This is a genomic window from Pseudodesulfovibrio alkaliphilus (genome assembly GCF_009729555.1).
GTDB lineage: Bacteria > Desulfobacterota > Desulfovibrionia > Desulfovibrionales > Desulfovibrionaceae > Pseudodesulfovibrio > Pseudodesulfovibrio alkaliphilus.
On the sequence record NZ_WODC01000008.1, the window covers coordinates 122,156 to 138,271 of the forward strand.

General features: G+C 60.0%; 18 protein-coding genes. 8 read left to right on the forward strand and 10 right to left on the reverse strand.

Annotated elements, in window-relative coordinates; translation table 11 throughout:
* Positions 1-47: 47 nt before the first annotated feature.
* The gene (gene rpsT / locus GKC30_RS12295) at positions 48-311 is read left to right on the forward strand and encodes a 30S ribosomal protein S20 (RefSeq protein WP_155935100.1); all 264 of its coding nucleotides are present in this window, start codon (positions 48-50) and stop codon (positions 309-311) included.
* A 113-nt stretch (positions 312-424) separates the two neighbouring features.
* Here rpsT and GKC30_RS12300 read toward each other — a convergent pair whose 3' ends face one another.
* Positions 425-1,105 (reverse strand): Crp/Fnr family transcriptional regulator, encoded by a 681-nt coding sequence (locus tag GKC30_RS12300; protein WP_155935102.1) that lies wholly within the window; start codon positions 1,103-1,105, stop codon positions 425-427.
* 83 nt (positions 1,106-1,188) lie between these two features.
* Here GKC30_RS12300 and GKC30_RS12305 point away from each other — a divergent pair, with 83 nt between their 5' ends.
* The 6 genes from GKC30_RS12305 to GKC30_RS12330 all read left to right on the forward strand — a co-directional run bounded on the left by GKC30_RS12305 (position 1,189) and on the right by GKC30_RS12330 (position 7,388).
* Positions 1,189-2,514, forward strand: coding sequence for a 4Fe-4S binding protein (locus tag GKC30_RS12305; RefSeq protein WP_155935104.1), 1,326 nt, complete (start codon positions 1,189-1,191; stop codon positions 2,512-2,514).
* Between the two features lie 28 nt (positions 2,515-2,542).
* Positions 2,543-3,355: an ATP-binding protein gene (locus GKC30_RS12310; RefSeq protein ID WP_155935106.1), complete on the forward strand. Its 813-nt coding sequence runs from the start codon at positions 2,543-2,545 to the stop codon at positions 3,353-3,355.
* A 15-nt stretch (positions 3,356-3,370) separates the two neighbouring features.
* Positions 3,371-3,688 carry a cupin domain-containing protein gene (locus tag GKC30_RS12315; RefSeq protein WP_155935108.1) on the forward strand — a complete coding sequence of 106 codons (318 nt, stop codon included), beginning with the start codon at positions 3,371-3,373 and terminating at the stop codon, positions 3,686-3,688.
* 63 nt (positions 3,689-3,751) lie between these two features.
* On the forward strand, positions 3,752-4,399 hold the full coding sequence (locus GKC30_RS12320) for a ferredoxin-like domain-containing protein (protein WP_155935110.1): 648 nt from the start codon (positions 3,752-3,754) through the stop codon (positions 4,397-4,399).
* 166 nt (positions 4,400-4,565) lie between these two features.
* A complete protein-coding gene (gene trkA / locus GKC30_RS12325) occupies positions 4,566-5,930 on the forward strand; it encodes a Trk system potassium transporter TrkA (RefSeq protein ID WP_367614129.1) in 1,365 nt (454 codons plus the stop codon).
* The gene (locus GKC30_RS12330) at positions 5,931-7,388 is read left to right on the forward strand and encodes a TrkH family potassium uptake protein (RefSeq protein WP_155935123.1); all 1,458 of its coding nucleotides are present in this window, start codon (positions 5,931-5,933) and stop codon (positions 7,386-7,388) included.
* A 173-nt stretch (positions 7,389-7,561) separates the two neighbouring features.
* Here GKC30_RS12330 and nadB read toward each other — a convergent pair whose 3' ends face one another.
* From nadB to nadC, 3 genes are read right to left on the reverse strand one after another with little or no spacing between them, the layout of a single operon-like run.
* A complete protein-coding gene (gene nadB / locus GKC30_RS12335; RefSeq protein ID WP_155935125.1) occupies positions 7,562-9,163 on the reverse strand; it encodes an L-aspartate oxidase in 1,602 nt (533 codons plus the stop codon).
* 14 nt (positions 9,164-9,177) lie between these two features.
* Positions 9,178-10,215, reverse strand: a complete 1,038-nt coding sequence (gene nadA / locus GKC30_RS12340; protein ID WP_367614130.1) for a quinolinate synthase NadA — start codon at positions 10,213-10,215, stop codon at positions 9,178-9,180.
* 11 nt (positions 10,216-10,226) lie between these two features.
* Positions 10,227-11,096, reverse strand: a complete 870-nt coding sequence (gene nadC / locus GKC30_RS12345; RefSeq protein ID WP_155935127.1) for a carboxylating nicotinate-nucleotide diphosphorylase — start codon at positions 11,094-11,096, stop codon at positions 10,227-10,229.
* Positions 11,097-11,271: 175 nt separating this feature from the next.
* Between nadC and mgtE the strand changes: the two genes are divergently transcribed.
* A complete protein-coding gene (gene mgtE / locus GKC30_RS12350) occupies positions 11,272-12,603 on the forward strand; it encodes a magnesium transporter (protein WP_155935129.1) in 1,332 nt (443 codons plus the stop codon).
* A 77-nt stretch (positions 12,604-12,680) separates the two neighbouring features.
* Here the strand turns inward: mgtE and GKC30_RS12355 are convergent, their stop codons facing one another.
* The 6 genes from GKC30_RS12355 to lspA are packed head-to-tail and all read right to left on the reverse strand — an operon-like array spanning position 12,681 to position 16,113.
* Positions 12,681-13,418 (reverse strand): protein phosphatase CheZ, encoded by a 738-nt coding sequence (locus GKC30_RS12355; RefSeq protein ID WP_155935131.1) that lies wholly within the window; start codon positions 13,416-13,418, stop codon positions 12,681-12,683.
* Positions 13,419-13,432: 14 nt separating this feature from the next.
* A complete protein-coding gene (locus GKC30_RS12360) occupies positions 13,433-13,951 on the reverse strand; it encodes a PilZ domain-containing protein (protein ID WP_155935133.1) in 519 nt (172 codons plus the stop codon).
* Positions 13,952-13,974: 23 nt separating this feature from the next.
* Positions 13,975-14,415, reverse strand: a complete 441-nt coding sequence (locus tag GKC30_RS12365; RefSeq protein ID WP_155935135.1) for an NIL domain-containing protein — start codon at positions 14,413-14,415, stop codon at positions 13,975-13,977.
* A gap of 42 nt (positions 14,416-14,457) precedes the next feature.
* Positions 14,458-15,375 (reverse strand): tetratricopeptide repeat protein, encoded by a 918-nt coding sequence (locus tag GKC30_RS12370; protein ID WP_155935137.1) that lies wholly within the window; start codon positions 15,373-15,375, stop codon positions 14,458-14,460.
* Entirely contained in the window at positions 15,372-15,599 is a 228-nt protein-coding gene (locus tag GKC30_RS12375) for a PLD nuclease N-terminal domain-containing protein (protein ID WP_155935139.1), read from the reverse strand. The genes GKC30_RS12370 and GKC30_RS12375 overlap by 4 nt, the downstream gene beginning before the upstream one ends.
* 25 nt (positions 15,600-15,624) lie before the next feature.
* Positions 15,625-16,113 (reverse strand): signal peptidase II, encoded by a 489-nt coding sequence (lspA, locus tag GKC30_RS12380; protein ID WP_155935141.1) that lies wholly within the window; start codon positions 16,111-16,113, stop codon positions 15,625-15,627.
* Positions 16,114-16,116: the final 3 nt, after the last annotated feature.

Below are 16,116 nucleotides of genomic sequence, written 5' to 3' on the forward strand. Positions count from 1 at the left end.
CAGTAAGACAAGCGTTTCACTACGATAAACGATCAGGAGTATCCACCTTGGCTAATCACAAGTCCGCCCTGAAGAGGCACCGTCAGAGCTTGAAGCGTCGCGCCCGCAACCGCATCTCCAAGACCCGCATCAAGAACACCGTCAAGGCCGTTCGGCTGGCGATTGAGGAGAATGATGTCGCAAAGGCCCAGGAGGCGCTGAAGGCCGCCATGTCCGTGCTGGACAAGGCCGCCCGCAAAAAGGTCATTCACGACCGTCAGGCCCAGCGCCGCGTTGCCCGTCTTCAGGCCGCGATCAACAAACTGGCCTAGCCCGGATTCTCGTCCTTTTCGCTGTATGAGAGCCGCCCGCCGCACATTTGTGCGGCGGGCTTTTTGCGTTGGGCGATTGTGCCGATGCTGGCGGCTGGGGCGGGTCGTCGGAGTCAGCGGCCTTCCTCGGCCAGTTCCTCCAGGCGTTTCCTGTCGATGATGGTGATCTCCCGGCCATTGATGGCGATGATCTCCTCATCGGTGAGGCGTTTGAAGATACGTGAGAGTGTCTCCTGAATTGTTCCGAGATAAAAGGCGATCTGTCCTTTTGGGAGATCGAGGCGGAGGGTATCCGAATCCTGCGACGAGCGCAGGAGCAGCAGGTAGGAGGCCACTCGTGCCGGGGTTTCCTTGAGGCTGAGGTCATCGATCTTGTTGACCAGCAGACGCAGCTTCTGGGAGAGCATGGCCATCATTTTCATGGCGATGTCCGGGTCTTTTCTGATCAGGTTCTCGAAGTCGCGACGGGGAAAAAAGAGCGCTTCGCAGGGTTCCAAGGCCTGGGCATGGGCCGGGAAGGTCCTGCCCTGGAAGACCGGAACCTCGCCAAAAGCCTCGCCCGGGCCAAAAACATGCAGGATGTGCTCCTTGCCCGAGGGCGAGGTGCGATAAATCTTGACCCTGCCCATGGTCGGCGCAAAAAAACCGTGGGCCGGAATGTCGGCCTCAAAGAGCACCTCGCCCTTGTCATAGCGCTTGATCACGGCGATATCCGCGATTCTGGCCAGTTTTTCCTCAGGCAACCCCTCGAAAAACGTGATGGACCTGACCGCTGCGAGTTTGTCCGTCGCCATTGATTCTCCCTGGTTTGACGAATAATTATTCCAATTTGACCTAAGTCATGGCTGTCGTCAAAAAGAAAGGCCAACCTTGGACCATGACGAAGCGAGAAAAACACCTCCTCATGATCCTGCCCGGCATGGCCCTGCTGCTTCTTGCAGCACACAGCTTGCGGCTCGGTGATATCGGCATGGTCGCCGCGTTGATCGTCCTGATCGGCCTGATGCTGTTCAGGCGTGGCTGGGTGCGTATTGTGCTGATGGCCGCGCTTGCCTGGGGTGCTTTTGTCTGGGCGGAAACGACCCTGAATCTCGTCGGATTCCGTCAAGCCATGGGAGCGCCATGGATGCGGCTCCTGGCCATCATGGTCGGCGTTGTGGTCATTGACCTTTTGGCTCTGCTGGCCGTCGCGGCAGAACCGGGCAGACGGTTCTTTCATCAAGGGGATAACGCCTTAGCGCGGGCTGCCGTATTTTTGCTCTCCGTGGTAGCTCTGGCTATGATCCGTTCCAAGGTGCCGTTTCCCATCCTTTTGGCAGACAGGTACTTTCCGGCCTGGGGTTGGCTTGAGATCATGGCTCTTGGCATCTATGCCCAGTGGATAGCCGGTCTGATGCTTGCTCCCGGAGGGCACGGGTTTGTCAGGCCGCGCATCTGGGCCTTGTTCTCGGCCGTGTTTTTCGGCCAACTCGCCCTCGGGTTGGCGGGCATGGAGTCCATGCTCATGACTGGTTCCCTCCACCTGCCCGTGCCCGCGCTTATTGCAGCCGGCCCAGTGTTCAGGGGCGAGGGGCTGTTCATGCCCATTCTCTTTGGCGTGACCGTGCTTCTGGTCGGTCCGGCCTGGTGCAGCCATCTTTGTTACATCGGAGCGTGGGACGACGCCATGAGCCGTCGCGGTCCGCGTCCTGGTCCATCGGCATCAGTGCGCCGCCTGAGCGTGTTCGGTCGCGGTGCAGCCCTGATACTGGTGGTGGCGACGGCGCTGGCCTTGCGGGCGATGGGTGTTCCCGGTGCCACTGCGGTGCTCATGGCCGCCGGGTTCGGCTTGATCGGCGTGGGCGTTATGGTTCTGGTTTCCAGCAGGATGGGACTGATGGCCCACTGCACCGCCTATTGCCCCATGGGAATTGTTTCCAATGTCCTTGGTCGTCTTTCTCCCTGGCGGATGCGTATAGATCGCGACTGCTGTGCTTGCGGTGCCTGTTTCAGCCGTTGTCGCTACGGCGCTCTTGATACCGAGCGCGTGGTCAGTGGTGCCCCATCCCTGTCCTGCACCCTGTGCGGGGATTGCGTGTCCTCCTGCCCTCACGGACAGATAGGCTACCGTTTCCCCGGCCTTTCTCCGGATGCGGCCCGAACCGTGTTCATTGTTTTGATCGTCAGCCTGCACGCCGTATTTCTCGGGGTGGCAAGAATATAATCCAGATTTCTAAAAAAGAGGTGATACCATGGCTTACATGAGAAAAATGATCAGTATAGACGAGGAATTGTGTAATGGTTGCGGCAACTGTGTCCCGTCGTGCGCCGAGGGAGCGCTGGCCATCGTGGACGGCAAGGCACGGCTGGTCAAGGAACAGTACTGCGATGGTCTGGGCGCGTGTCTGGGCGATTGTCCTACCGGAGCCCTCAAGGTAATTGAGCGAGAGGCCGAGGACTTTGATCCCGAGGCAGTGGCCGAACACCTCAAGGCTCAGGGCCGCGAGGTGCCTGATCACATGCCGTCGCCCGAGAGTCTGCGGCTGGTCCCCGGTCCGGCGCATGTGTCTCCGGTCCGTCCCATGGGCGGCTGTCCGGGCGCGGCCATGCGGACCATGACCCCGTGCGAACGGGCCAACATACCTTCGTTCCGGGCTTCGGGCAGGGCGCAGGGAGGCGGTTCCGCTCTTGCCCACTGGCCGGTGCAGCTTCGCCTGGTGCCGCCTTCCGCACCGTTTTTGCGGGGGGCGGACCTGCTGCTGACTGCGGATTGCGTCCCCGTGGCCCTGCCTGCCTACCATGCGGATTTCCTGCCGGGCCGGGTGGTGCTCATGGGCTGCCCCAAGTTCGATAATCAACAGGAATACGTTGATAAACTGGCTGCCATCATCGCCGAAAACGATCTCAAGTCCATTACCGTCATGGAGATGGAGGTGCCATGCTGCTCGTCCATGAGCGCAATTCTCGCCCACGCCATCAAGGGCGTAAGGGGACCGGCGAACATCAGGCGTGTCATTGTGTCTCTCGACGGCCGGATTCTTCGTACCGAGCCGTTCAACGCATAGCCCAGGGAGGCTTTCATGAAGAAGATAGAGCTGTTCAAGGAACACGGCTTCAAGGACCTGACCTTCTCCAACTATCTGGCCCACGAGTCCGAGTACATGAAGGTGATCAACTTCAACTTCAAGGCCGGGCAAAAGCTGCCTGTCCATTCCCACGAGCTGGAAGGGGAATTGACTCTGGTGATTCTCGAAGGCGAGGGTGAGTTTCTGGGTGCTGACGGGGCGACCATGCCCGCCCGGCCGGGCGACGTACTGGTTTCAATGATCGCCGAGCCTCACGGCGTTCGAGCCATCACGGACATGCGTGTACTGGTGACTATCGCCCCGCCCATCTGATGCGGCCGTGGAGTGCGGCATCAGTGGTGGGGATCAGCAAGCATGGACATCAAAGGAGAGAAGATGAAAACGGAAGTATTGCCCGAAGGGGTTTTGGCCCAGCGTCAGGAGGGGGTGTACTCCATTTCCCCGCGAGTGGCGTTGGGTCGTATCACTCCGGATCAGTTGAATATAATCAACTCCGTGGTTCAGGAGTTCGGTCTGCCCGGAGTGCGCGTCACCGCCGGGCAGCGCCTGAAGCTTCAAGGTGTTCCGGCGCAGAGGCTCGACGAGATCCTCCGCCGTCTCGGCCCGGTGGGCCAGTTTTGCAAATACTATGTCCAGGCATGTTCCGGTACTTCGGCCTGTCGTCTGGCCATGCAGGATGCCCTGGCCATGGGCGCGAAATTGGAGGAGTTTTTGAACACTTTCAGCCTGCCCGCCAAGATCAAAGCCGGGGTTTCGGGCTGTTCCATGTGCTGCTCCGAAAGTTTTGTGCGCGACATCGGGCTGGTGGGCAAGAAGCACGGTTGGTCCGTTGTTTTCGGCGGCAACGCGGGTAAACGGGTGCGAGTGGGCGACGAACTGGCTGCAAACCTCGACGACGAGGAGGCGCTTCGGGTCATTGGCGCGGCCCTGGGCTTCTATGTGCGCGAGGCCAAGATGCGCGAGCGCACCGCCCGGTTTGTGGAACGGGTGGGCGTCGAGGCGATACGAGAGTCTGTAGGGTAGGTGTTTTCCATCTGTTGTTCGAGCCGGAGTCGGCCCGCGAGGCGGGGTGGCTCCGGCTTTGTTCTGTCCTGGGGGTTTTGGGGGCGAAAAGAGCCATGTTGCGGGCACCGGAAAACGGGCGTACAAGGCAGGGGTCGCCCATCCTGGGCCACAAGAGGAGTACACGGTGCGAATTATCATCATCGGAGCTGGCGAGGTAGGCTACCATATCGCCAGACGGCTGGCCGAAGAGAACAAGGAAGTGCTGGTCATCGACAGTAGCGCCGACGCTCTGCGCAGGCTGGCCGAGTCGGCCGACGTGCAGACCATCCTGGGTTCTGGCAGCAGTCCCGAGGTGCTGGAGCAGGCGGGCATTGCCAAGGCGGACATCCTGCTGGCTGTCACCGACAGCGACGAGATCAATCTCATCAGCTGTTTCTTTGCCAACACCCTCGACAGCAGGGCGACCAAGCTGGCCCGCATCCGCAGCGGCATGTATGCCAATTACAAGCACCTGCTCACCCAAGGCGCAGGGATAACCAAGATCATCAATCCCGACGAGGAGGTGGTCAATTCGATCCTGCGCCTCATGAGTGTCCCAGGAGCCGTGGAGATCAACGAGTTCGCCGATGGCAAGATCCGCCTCGTAGGCATCAATCTGCCAGACGACAGCCCGGTGGCGGGCATGCGCCTCATGCAGTTGCGCCAAGCGATGGGTGACAATCTGCGCGTGGTCATCGCCGCTCTGGTGCGCGACGGCCGATTGATAATCCCTCGTGGTCAGGACCGCATCCAGCAGGGCGATGTGGTCTACTTCGCTTGCGACATTCTCGACCAGGACGAGGTGCTGGCCCGCCTGGGAGTCGAAACCGACCCGGTGCGCGAGGTGCTGATCATGGGCGGCGGAAACATCGGCTACAAGTTGGCCAAGGCCCTGGACAACAAGTTTTTTCATACCAGGGTGTTGGATAACCGCCAGAAGCGGTGCGAATATCTCTCGGAGCGGTTGGACCGGCCCATCGTGCTCATGGGCGACTCCACGGATCAGGATATGCTTCGCGAGGAAAACATTCAGGACATGGATATGGTCATCGCCGTGACCGGGGACGAGGAGACCAACATCCTCTCCTGCCTGCTTGCCAAGAGCCTGGGGGCCAAGCGTGCCATCACCCGAGTCAACAATTTCGGTTACATGCCGTTGATCGAGCCCATCGGTATTGACTACGCAGTCTGTCCCAGGCTCTCGGCCATCAATTCGCTGCTCCATTTCATCCGACGCGGCAAGATTGTCTCCACGGTCAGCATCAAGGGAGAGCAGGCCGAGGCGCTTGAGGCCATCGCCCAGGAGAATTCGCCCATTGTGGGCAAAGCCATCATGGATCTCGATCTGCCCCGCGGCTGTCTGGTGCTCTGTTTCCAGCGGGGTGAGACGGTGGTCATTCCAAGGGGCGACACGGTCATTGAGCCTCTGGACCGGCTGCTGATCATCTCCACCCGGCCCGACATTCCCAAGGTGGAGAAGGCGCTGACCACCAAGGTGGAGTTCTTCTAGATGCGCTGGCGCTACGTGCTTCACATCATCGGGGCGCTGGTGGCCTGCGTCGGGATGACCATGGCCTTGCCGCTGGCCTGGGGCGTGTATTACGGCGATGGAACGGTCTGGCCCCTGGCGGAATCCCTGGGCATCACCGTGGTGTCGGGAACACTGCTGTTTTTGATCTTTCGCGACCCGGCCTCTTCCAGGACAGCCATGACCCATCGCGAGGGCATGGCCATTGTGGCCCTGGGTTGGTTCGCGGCCGGAGCTTTCGGCGGTCTGCCGTTCTATCTCGGCGGAACTTTCAACTCGGTGGCGGACTGTGTGTTCGAGTCCCTTTCCGGGTTCAGCACCACCGGGGCGTCCGTACTCACGGATATTGAGGCCGTGCCCCGAGGCATTCTCTTCTGGCGAAGCCTGACGCACTGGTTGGGCGGCATGGGCATCATCGTTCTTTCCCTGGCCATTTTACCTTTTCTCGGGGTGGGTGGCATGCAGCTTTACCGGGCCGAAGTGCCCGGCCCTGCGCCGGACAAGCTCAAGCCGCGCATCAAGGACACGGCCATGACCCTGTGGAAGGTCTATCTCGTGTTCAGCGCGGTGCAAACGGTGCTTTTGGTGCTGGGAGGCATGGATCTCTTTGATGCCCTGTGCCACACTTTCGGCACCATGGCCACAGGCGGGTTTTCCACGCGCAACGCCTCTGTGGCCGCCTATGACAGCGTCTACATCGACGGCGTCATCACGGTGTTCATGCTCATTGCGGGCGTCAATTTCTCTCTGCACTATCTGTTGCTCAAGGGAAAGCCCTCGGCCATGCTCAAGAATCCTGAATTCCGAGCCTTCGCAGTCATGGTTCTGCTTTTTGTGACGGTATTAACCGCAGCCGTTTACTCTGCCGGAGACTACGAAACCGTGGGGCAGTCCGTACGCTACACCGCCTTTCAGGTGGCCTCCATCCTGACCACCACCGGATACGCCACGGCCGATTACGAGATGTGGCCGGGCATCGCCCAGGCTGTTCTGGTGTTCTGCATGTTTGTTGGCGGCTGCGCCGGGTCCACCGCGGGCGGGATGAAGGTGATGCGTATCATGCTTGTGTGCAAGCATTCCTACCAGGAGTTGTTCCGGCTCATTCATCCGCGTTCCGTCAGCCGGGTCAAGATGGGCCATGTTGCGGTGCAGGACGATGTGCTGCGCGGCGTGTGGGGGTTTTTCGTCCTCTGGCTCGGGCTTTTTGTTCTGGCCGCCTTTGGGGTGGCAGCCTCGGGCGTGGATGTGGTCACATCCTTTGCCGCCGCCCTGGCCTGCATCGGCAACATCGGGCCGGGCATTGGCGGAGTGGGGCCCATGGACAACTATGCCTGGCTGCCAGATGCCGCCAAGTGGGCTTTGACTGTGTGCATGGTTCTTGGTCGTCTGGAAATTTATACGGTCATCGTTCTCTTTGTACCGGAATTCTGGCGCAAGTAACCGCATCGCAATTCGCGCCGGGGCGCTTTGCTCTCCCTTGCCCATTTGGGACGGAACGAGCCCCCACGTTTCATTGTCTGGAAAATCTCTAGAAATTTTCAAAAAACCTTGGTGGGCAATGGATTCCATGCGAGCTGGTCGCAAGGGAAAGCTTTGTGGCTTAAGTATTCGGATCAGTCGGCGCGGAAGTGACAGCCCTTGGTCCGTCTGTTGCGCAGGGCTGCCTGGGTGACGATGTAGGCGGTTTGTGAGCCATGGAACAGGTCAATGAGGGATTTGCTAAGGACGGTCTCGTGATAGAAATCCTGCAAGTCCTTGGTCAGCTTGCGCAGGTCGGAGAAGGCTCGCATGAGCCGCCTTTCGGTGCGCGAGATGCCGACGTAATTCCACATGGTGTTGCGGATATTGGCCCAGTCCTGAGCGATCAGGGCCGGGTCCTCGTTCTGCATGCAGGCGTGGCTGACCCAGTCCGGGATACTCTCGGCAAGCTTGCGGCTGGCAGTGCCGTTGCGGGGGATGCGTCCGGCCATGTCCAGGGCGGCGCTGTGGCCCCAGAGCATGCCTTCCAGGAGCGACGTGCTGGCCAGACGGTTGGCACCATGGACGCCGGTGCAGCTGCATTCGCCTGCGGCGTAGAGCCTGCCGAGGCTGGTTCGGCCGTGGCTGTCCACCATGATCCCGCCGCAGAAGTAGTGGGCGGCAGGAACCACCGGAACCAGATCGCGGCGCATGTCCACGCCGATCCGACGGCAGTGTTCGTAGATGGTGGGAAAGCGGGTGGTCACATCTTGCTTGATCCCTGAAACGTCCAGGTAGACGCAGTCGTCGCCGGAGTGGAGCATTTCCTCCATGATCGCTCTGGCCACGATGTCCCGCGGGGCGAGGTCGGCCCGCTGGTCATAGCCGGGCATGAACCGTTCGCCACGGGCATTGACCAGCACCGCGCCTTCGCCGCGAACAGCCTCTGACACCAGAAACCGCCGTTCGCCGCGCCGGGAGCCTCCATAGAGGGCCGTAGGGTGGAACTGCACGTATTCGCAGTTCATCAGGCGTACGCCGGCCCGGTAGGCCATGGCGATGGCCGAACCGATGGAGCCGGAGGTGTTAGTGGTATGCAGATATATCTGGCCGATGCCGCCGGTGGCAAGCAGGGTGGACTTGGCCATGATGGTCTCCACCTGGCCTGTGGCCTCGTTGAAGGCGTACGCGCCCACGCAGCGGTTGTCGAGACTGTACTTGAAGTCGAGGTGGTTGCCGTGGTGCTGGGTGGTCAGCAGATCGATGGCCGTGCGCCGCGTGAGTACCCGGATGTTGTCGCGGCGCTGTATCTCGTTGCAGAGCGCATCAATGATGTCCCGTCCGGTGTGATCGTCGCAGTAGAGGATGCGCGGCAGGGAATGGCCGCCCTCGCGGGTCAGGAACCATTCTCCGGGTTTGCGCTGGTTGAAGGGAATTTTGTATTTGTCGAGAAACAGTTCGCGCAGCACCTGCGGCCCTCGGCGGCACAGGAATCGCACGGCGCGGCCGAAGTTGTGTTCCCAGCCTGCGGTAAGGATGTCGCGTTCAAGGTTCTTGGGGTCGTCCTTGTCGCTGGTGTAGACGATGCCGCCCTGGGCCAGGGCCGTGTTGCCCTGGGTCAGGGTCTCGGCTGCAGTGATGAGGATGACATCCACGCCTTGATCGGCAAGGGTCAGGGCGGCCACGGACCCGGCTATACCCGAGCCGATGACCAGAGCGTCACAGCTCTGGCGGAGATTGGGTGCGGATTCGGCCATGGAGTTGCCCCTTCTCAGGCGCAGGCGTCGAGCATGCGTTGTAGTGCCAGCCGGGCCGGTGCCTTGATATCTTCGTCCACCTCCACGGGCGTGGAGGTTTCGATGTCTCTCAGCAAGGCGGCAAGGTTGGTGGTGGTAATTTTTGCCATATCGTCACATTGGCTCAAGGACAAGGGCTTGATGGTCTTGTCAGGGAAGCGGTCTGCCAGACGTGATACAAGGTTGATCTCGGTTCCGATGTAGATGATGGAACCGGCCGGAGCCTTGGCGACGTAGTTGATGAGGTAGGTGGTGGAACCGCTGCCGTCGGCGGCCTTGACCACCGCCGGATCGCATTCGGGATGGACCACTATCCGTGTGGCCGGGTTCTTGGTGCGTAGCTCCGCTATGGTGCGGATCGAGAACTCCTCATGGATGGGACAGTAGCCCGGCCAGACCATGAGGCGTTTGTCGGCGATGGCCGCTGGATCGATGGACAGCCGCGGGTCGCCGTCGATGACCTCTCTTGGCAGGATGACGCGGTCGCCTTCGGTGATGTTCAGCGCGTTGGCCGTGTTCATGGCAAGGTGCCGGTCGGGCAAAAAGAGCACTGCATCGCCGCGGTCCATGGCCCAGGCGAGCATGGTGGCCGCGTTGGCCGAGGTGCAGACCGAGCCGCCATGGCGGCCGACCACGCCTTTGACCGCGGCCGAAGAGTTGACGTAGGTGAGCGGGATGACCGTCCGTCCGTTTTTTTCAAGGATTTCCAGCGTGGTCTTGACGCGTTCTGCCTCGGCCATATCGGCCATGGGGCAGGTAGCTGATGCGTCGGGAATATGGATATTCTGTCCCGGGCGGCGCAGTATGGCGGCTGATTCGGCCATGAAATACACGCCGCAAAAGACGATATGCTCGGCGTCGAGGTCGCCGATACGGCGGGCAAGCTCCAGGGAGTCGCCCTGGATGTCGGTCAGGGCAATGACCGCGTCGGACTGGTAGTGATGGCCGAGGATGGCGAGACGACTCCCCATGGTTTGCTTGATGGCGAGGATGTCTCGAACGGAGTTTTCCACAATGTTCCTCTTTAGCTTAAGGGCACGAACTGCATACTGAAATCCGACGATGGAGCCGAATGGGTCAGTCTGCCGACCGAGATGTAGTCCGGCCCGAGTTCAGCCAGCTCACGGATGTTTTCCAGGGTCACGTTGCCGCTTAATTCCGTCTCGATGGTCTCGGGGATGATGCCCAGGGCGGTTTTAATGGTTTCAGTGTCCATGTTGTCCAGCATGATGCGCTGGATTTCGCACTGGCAGGCTTCTTCTACTTCCTCGATGGTCCGGCATTCCACCTCAATGGGAGGGCAGGGGGAATGAGCTTGCAGCAGGGCGTCCACCGCCCGAGTAATGCTCCCGGCCCTGTCTATGTGGTTGTCTTTGAGCATGAGCATATCCGCGAGGGTTAGGCGGTGGTTATTTCCGCCGCCTGCGAGCACGGCGTATTTTTCAGGAAAGCGCAGCCCTGGCAGTGTCTTGCGGGTATCAAGGAGTTGGGTTTTGGTTCCCTTGAGGGCGTCGGCGTATCTGGCCGTGAGGGTCGCGATGCCTGAGAGGTGGCACAGAAAATTCATGATCACGCGCTCGGCCTTGAGCAGTTGCACGGCCGGGCCGCGCATGGCTGCCACCAGGGCTCCGTCCGAGACACGCTCGCCGTCGTCCACGTTGAGGTGTACCTGGCACTGATCGCCGCCGAATTCAAGGACCATGGGGATGATGGGCAGTCCGGCCACCACGGTGTCCTGTTTGGCAACGATCATGGCCTGGGCCATGTCGTTTTCGGTGAAGAGGCCAAGCGAGGTGAGATCAGAGCCGTCTTCCGCCAGGGCGATGCGGATGGTGGCCAGGAGGAACATCCTGGCTTCTGCCTGAAAGAATTCGTCAAAAAGGGCGGTGGGCATGATTCGTGTCCGGTTTCCCTGGGTGCGGGTTGTTCAAGGGGTGTGAAACGCAAGTAAGGCACGGTCGATGTTTCGTCAAGGCCGAGGTATCTGATGAAAGAATTCACAAAGATATAACCCAACTATTTCCCGAACACTTTGACCTGAACCGGGAATTGGGCTAGAAAACCACCCCATGAACAGCGAAGAGGACATCCGCCACCGCGAGGACGCGGATCCGACCGAAAGCATGGTCGAGATCGAGGTCCAGCATCCGGCCGACGCTGCCGAAACCATTGAGGGTCTCGACATCGTCGAGCAGGTGAAATTCATCAAGCAGCTTCCCATACGGGACGCTGCCGAGTCCATTGCGGAGATGGACGAATACGATCAGGTCGAGCTGTTCAAAAATCTCAATCGGGGGCTTGGCGCACGCATCGTCGAGCAGATGTCGCCTGACGACGCTACCGCCCTGCTCAAGGGCTTGGACGAGGAATTGCGTCTCGCCTTGCTTAGCCGTGTGCCGGCGGAGGATAGGGCGGAGCTGAAAACCCTGCTCACCTTTGATCCTGATACTGCCGGCGGCGTCATGAACACCGAGGTGGTGATTCTCGATCAGGAGCTCAACGTGGATCAGGCCATCGCCAAGATCCGCGACGAGGTTGAGGACAAGGAAATCCCGTACTATGCCTACCTTACGGACCAGAAGGACAGGCTGGTGGGCGTGGTCTCCCTGCGCGACATTCTCCTGGCAAGGCGCGGGGCCGTGCTGAAGGATCTGGTCAAGACACAGAGTCTGATCACTGCCGGGTACAACATGGACAAGGAAGAGGTGGCCCACCTCATCGCCCGCTACAACCTGCTGGCCGTTCCGGTGGTCGATTTCGGCGACAGGCTGCTCGGCGTGGTCACGGTCGACGATGTCATCGATATCATCCACGAAGAGGCCAGCGAGGACATGCAGGCCATGGTCGGCGCAGGGCCGGACGAGACCACGGATTCCCCCTGGCTCTATTCCGTACGTATGCGTCTGCCTTGGTTGATCATCAACGTGCTTTTCTCCTCGGTCTCGGCCTGGGTCGTGCATCTTTTCGAGGGCAACATCGCCGAGATGGCGGTGCTGGCCGTGCTCATGCCCCTGGTGGCCAATCAGGCGGGAAACACCGGACAGCAGGCCCTGGCCGTGATGATCCGACAGATGGCCATGGAACGTTTCGACCGCAAGCGCGCATGGCTGGCAGTGCTGCGCGAGTTGCGCATCGGCTTTCTCAACGGCACCATCATTTCGGTGCTGGTCTTTGCCGTGGCCTATGCCATTACTGGCAAGGCGGACCTTGCCTCGGTTCTGGGGCTGGCCCTGGGGGTGGATATGCTCCTGGGTGCCGTCGCCGGGGCGTCCATTCCGCTGATTCTCAAGGAGATGGGGCGTGACCCGGCTCAGGCTTCGAGCATCTTCCTGACCACCATCACGGATTCCATGGGCTTTTTCATTCTGCTCGGTCTGGCTGGCATTTTTCTGCTGGCGTGACGAACTGATGCCTGGACGAGAAAGGGGCCGCCCGGACGAATCCGGGCGGCCCTTGTTGCTGGCTTGCGGCCAAGTGCTCAGTCAAGGCCCAGGGAAGCGAGCAGATCGTCCACATCGCCCTGTCTGGCCCCTTCGCTCGGGCCCTGAAGTTTCGATGTGGCCTGGCTCTTGGCGTCCTCGGACAGGGAGTCTATGTCCTTGTCCGGCTCCTGTTCGCGCTGGCGGATCATCAGGCCCGTGGAGAGCATGACCTCGCGCACGATCTTTTCCACCTCGCGGATGGAGTTGATGATGATCTTGATGCGTTGGCCCGTGAGGTCCTGGAAGCTCAAGGTGACCATGATGGTGGAGAGGTCGTTGCCAAGGGTTTCATTGATCTCCTTGAGCCGGACTCGGTCTTGTTTGGTCACGCCGCCGGATTCGAATCCCTTGACGATTCGGGCCACCGTGGTCTGCATGTCCTGAAGCTTCTCGACGATGTCGATGATGTCCACGGCCGCCTTTTCGGTGGTCCTGAGCACGGCGTCCAACTGGTCCGAAGTCTCGCTGAACAACTCTTCGGGGTTGAAGTCGGCCTCAATGCTGGTGATTGTTTTGCCGCCCCGGGCCGCCTTGACTTCGTGATAGATTTTCTTGAGACCTTCCTGAAGATCCTCGTTGATTCTGCGGTAGAATTCGCCTTCGAGCAGGGATTTCGAGAGGCTTTTGGCGATCTCTTTCTCGACTGCCACGGAGATGGTGTCCTTGAGGCTGACCACAAGCTGGTCCGAGACCTTTTCCATCAGTTCCCTGACGAGCTCTTCGTTGCCGGTCATTGTTTCTCCCGCGTTTACATTTTGGATTTTCGGATATGCTCGCGCTGTTGTTGGAAGACGAATTGCACGATGGTTTCCATGCTTGAACCCATGGTGTCGATAAATTCGAAGCGATAGAGGCCGGTTTCCTCGTCCAAACCCCGGACGCGGCCTTTGCTGCCCGCCATGCGCAGAGGCACCTGACCGAGAATCAAGACCACTTCAAGGGGGGTTTTCATGGCAAAGGAGGTGGGGGAGCGGAACTTGATTCCCGCAGCGGATAACTCGAGAATCTCAAGGTCAAGGGGAAAGTCGTCACGCAGGCTTTTCTGGCTGAGGACGCCGAGAATCCTGTCGAGCTTGCGGTTCATCTCAAGGAGAAAGTTCGTGAGCTCCTCCGGCAGCTTGCCTCCACGAAAAATGCTGTCGGGGCTGGCCGCGTCGCCTGCGCCGTCGGCAGTGAACATGGGCGGGGAACCGATGTCCTTCATGATCCGGGCGTATCCCTTGAGGCGTACCGGAACTCGCGAGAATGTGCGTTTGTCGTCGCTCATGACGGTGTCCTCCCCTGAGCGGTCTAGTTTCTGTCGTCCTTGAGGTCCAGGGTCATGGCCTTGACCGGACAAACCCGCGTACACATGCCGCAGGCCGAACATTTGTCCACGTCGAAGACCACCAGCCGGGTGCCCGGGTCGAGCATCAGGGCGTCGGTGGGGCACATGGCCGTACACACGCCGCAATGGATGCACGACTCCTCGTTACGGAATATCTTGTGGGCCACCGGGGTGATGCGGATGCCGTTTTCCTTGAGATACCCGATGCCCTTGTGGAAGGACTCCTCAAGGCCCGAAACCTCTAGGGTCATGGTCCCTTCATGGCGGGGGCTTATGTCCGCTTTGAGTATATTGAAGCTAAGGTCGAAAAGCCGGGTCAGGTTGCAGACCACGGGCCGACCAGACACCTCCGGCGGAAAGGAGAGATAGACGATCTTCCTGAAACCCTTGACGATATCCTGCATGATTGGTCCTGTTCAAATGGCTGGCCGTTGGCTGTGTCGATGTTACTTGGCTTTTTCCAGAAAGCGTTTGGCCTGGGTCGCCTCGACCGAGTCGGGGAATCTCTTGACCACTTCGTTCATGCGCATCTTTGCGAGCTCCGGCTTGCCGAGATAGTCCCAGGCCAGACCTGCCCTGAGCAGGGCCGACTTGAACTTGGCGCTCTTTGGGAACTTTTCGATGACATCCTCGAAGAGGATTACCGCCCGGGCATAGTCCTTGAGCTGGAAGTAGCACTGTCCCTGCCAGAAGACCGCGCTTGGCACATAGGCGTGGTTTTTGAAGGTGTCTGTGAATTCGGCCCAGAAGGAGCGGGCGCGCTCGAACTGGTTCTCCTTGTACAGGGCGTAGGCCTTGTCGTAGAGCGCCTTGGCCGGGTCGGTGGTCACTTCCTTGGTCTCGCCGGGCTCTCCGTCGTGTTCCGATCCGGCGGCAAGGGGGGCGGCGGGGGCTTGGCCTGGTTTAGGTGCCTGCGCTGTGGCCGTCAGGCTGGCTGCCCGTTCCTGGCGAATCTTGGAGAGGTCCACCATGAGCTGGTTTTCCAGTACGAATTCGATCTCGTCGAGCTGCTGCGCCAGCGTGGACAGGGTCATGGTCGAGTTGGATTCGCCCACCTGTCTGTCCAGGCGCATATTCATGGTCTCGAGATCTCCCCTGAGGCGGGCGAAGGCGGTACGCATGGACTGGAGTTCGGCCCACATGTCGGCAGCCCGTTGGCGCACCGGGGACTGCGAGTCTTCGATTTCCGCCTTGAGTTGCTGGCGCGATTCCTCAAGCTCGGCTTCGAGCTGCCGGATGCGGTCGCGATCCTGGCGGCGCTCGGTCTGGAGGGTTTCCATGTCGGTCTTGGAGGCGCAGCCAGGGGCAAAGGCCATGGCCGCAATGACAATAAAGGCCGGGACAATGCTGAGTATTTTTTTCATGACCGTGAGCTTCCTCTTTTTCGTCCTATAAAAAGATACGCCACCGAGCCGAGAATTGGAACAAAAATGCACAGCTGCATCCAGAGAACCTTTTCATTGGTGGATTCGTATGTTCGTTTCCAGGCGTCAAGGATGCACCAGGCGCTAAAGGCGAAACAGACGCCGACAATGGACAGAATGATGGTCCACTGGTTGGCGGTGACGGCAGAAAAATCGGCGAACATCGAAACACTCCTTGGGCGCCGCGGCTCAGTGGGAGTCGGCGCGTGGTCGATTGAGGAACATGGACACAATGATGCAGCAGGCGCCCACGGTCAAGGCGCAGTCCGCCACGTTGAATGCGGGCCAGTGGAACGACCCGATGTAAAAATCAAGAAAATCGATGACCGCACCCAGACGGACCCGGTCGATGAGGTTGCCCACCGCCCCTCCGGCGATGAGGCCGAGGCCGGTGACCATCCAGCGGTCCGAGGCCGGGGTGGTGCGCAGCATGTAGCCGATGAACCCCAGGGCCAGGATGGTGATGGCGATGAACAGAGGCCGTTGCCACTCGATGCTCTCGCTGGCCAGAAAACCCCAGGCCGCGCCCCTGTTGGTGACGTGGACAAGATTGAGGAAACCCGGAATGACCGAAAATCCCGTCCACAATTCCATGGTAGCGGCCACCCACAGCTTGGTGGTCTGATCGAGGACAACCACCAGGGCCGCCCACAGGGATGCGAATCTATACCTGCCCATGCG

Bases quoted from the DNA above. Each gene is read 5' to 3' on its own strand.
- GKC30_RS12300 (WP_155935102.1), bottom strand. From the start codon at position 1,105: ATGGCGACGGACAAACTCGCAGCGGTCAGGTCCATCACGTTTTTCGAG.
- GKC30_RS12305 (WP_155935104.1), top strand. From the start codon at position 1,189: ATGACGAAGCGAGAAAAACACCTCCTCATGATCCTGCCCGGCATGGCC.
- GKC30_RS12310 (WP_155935106.1), top strand. From the start codon at position 2,543: ATGGCTTACATGAGAAAAATGATCAGTATAGACGAGGAATTGTGTAAT.
- GKC30_RS12315 (WP_155935108.1), top strand. From the start codon at position 3,371: ATGAAGAAGATAGAGCTGTTCAAGGAACACGGCTTCAAGGACCTGACC.
- GKC30_RS12320 (WP_155935110.1), top strand. From the start codon at position 3,752: ATGAAAACGGAAGTATTGCCCGAAGGGGTTTTGGCCCAGCGTCAGGAG.
- GKC30_RS12330 (WP_155935123.1), top strand. From the start codon at position 5,931: ATGCGCTGGCGCTACGTGCTTCACATCATCGGGGCGCTGGTGGCCTGC.
- nadB (WP_155935125.1), bottom strand. From the start codon at position 9,163: ATGGCCGAATCCGCACCCAATCTCCGCCAGAGCTGTGACGCTCTGGTC.
- nadC (WP_155935127.1), bottom strand. From the start codon at position 11,096: ATGCCCACCGCCCTTTTTGACGAATTCTTTCAGGCAGAAGCCAGGATG.
- mgtE (WP_155935129.1), top strand. From the start codon at position 11,272: ATGAACAGCGAAGAGGACATCCGCCACCGCGAGGACGCGGATCCGACC.
- GKC30_RS12355 (WP_155935131.1), bottom strand. From the start codon at position 13,418: ATGACCGGCAACGAAGAGCTCGTCAGGGAACTGATGGAAAAGGTCTCG.
- GKC30_RS12360 (WP_155935133.1), bottom strand. From the start codon at position 13,951: ATGAGCGACGACAAACGCACATTCTCGCGAGTTCCGGTACGCCTCAAG.
- GKC30_RS12365 (WP_155935135.1), bottom strand. From the start codon at position 14,415: ATGCAGGATATCGTCAAGGGTTTCAGGAAGATCGTCTATCTCTCCTTT.
- GKC30_RS12370 (WP_155935137.1), bottom strand. From the start codon at position 15,375: ATGAAAAAAATACTCAGCATTGTCCCGGCCTTTATTGTCATTGCGGCC.
- GKC30_RS12375 (WP_155935139.1), bottom strand. From the start codon at position 15,599: ATGTTCGCCGATTTTTCTGCCGTCACCGCCAACCAGTGGACCATCATT.
- lspA (WP_155935141.1), bottom strand. From the start codon at position 16,113: ATGGGCAGGTATAGATTCGCATCCCTGTGGGCGGCCCTGGTGGTTGTC.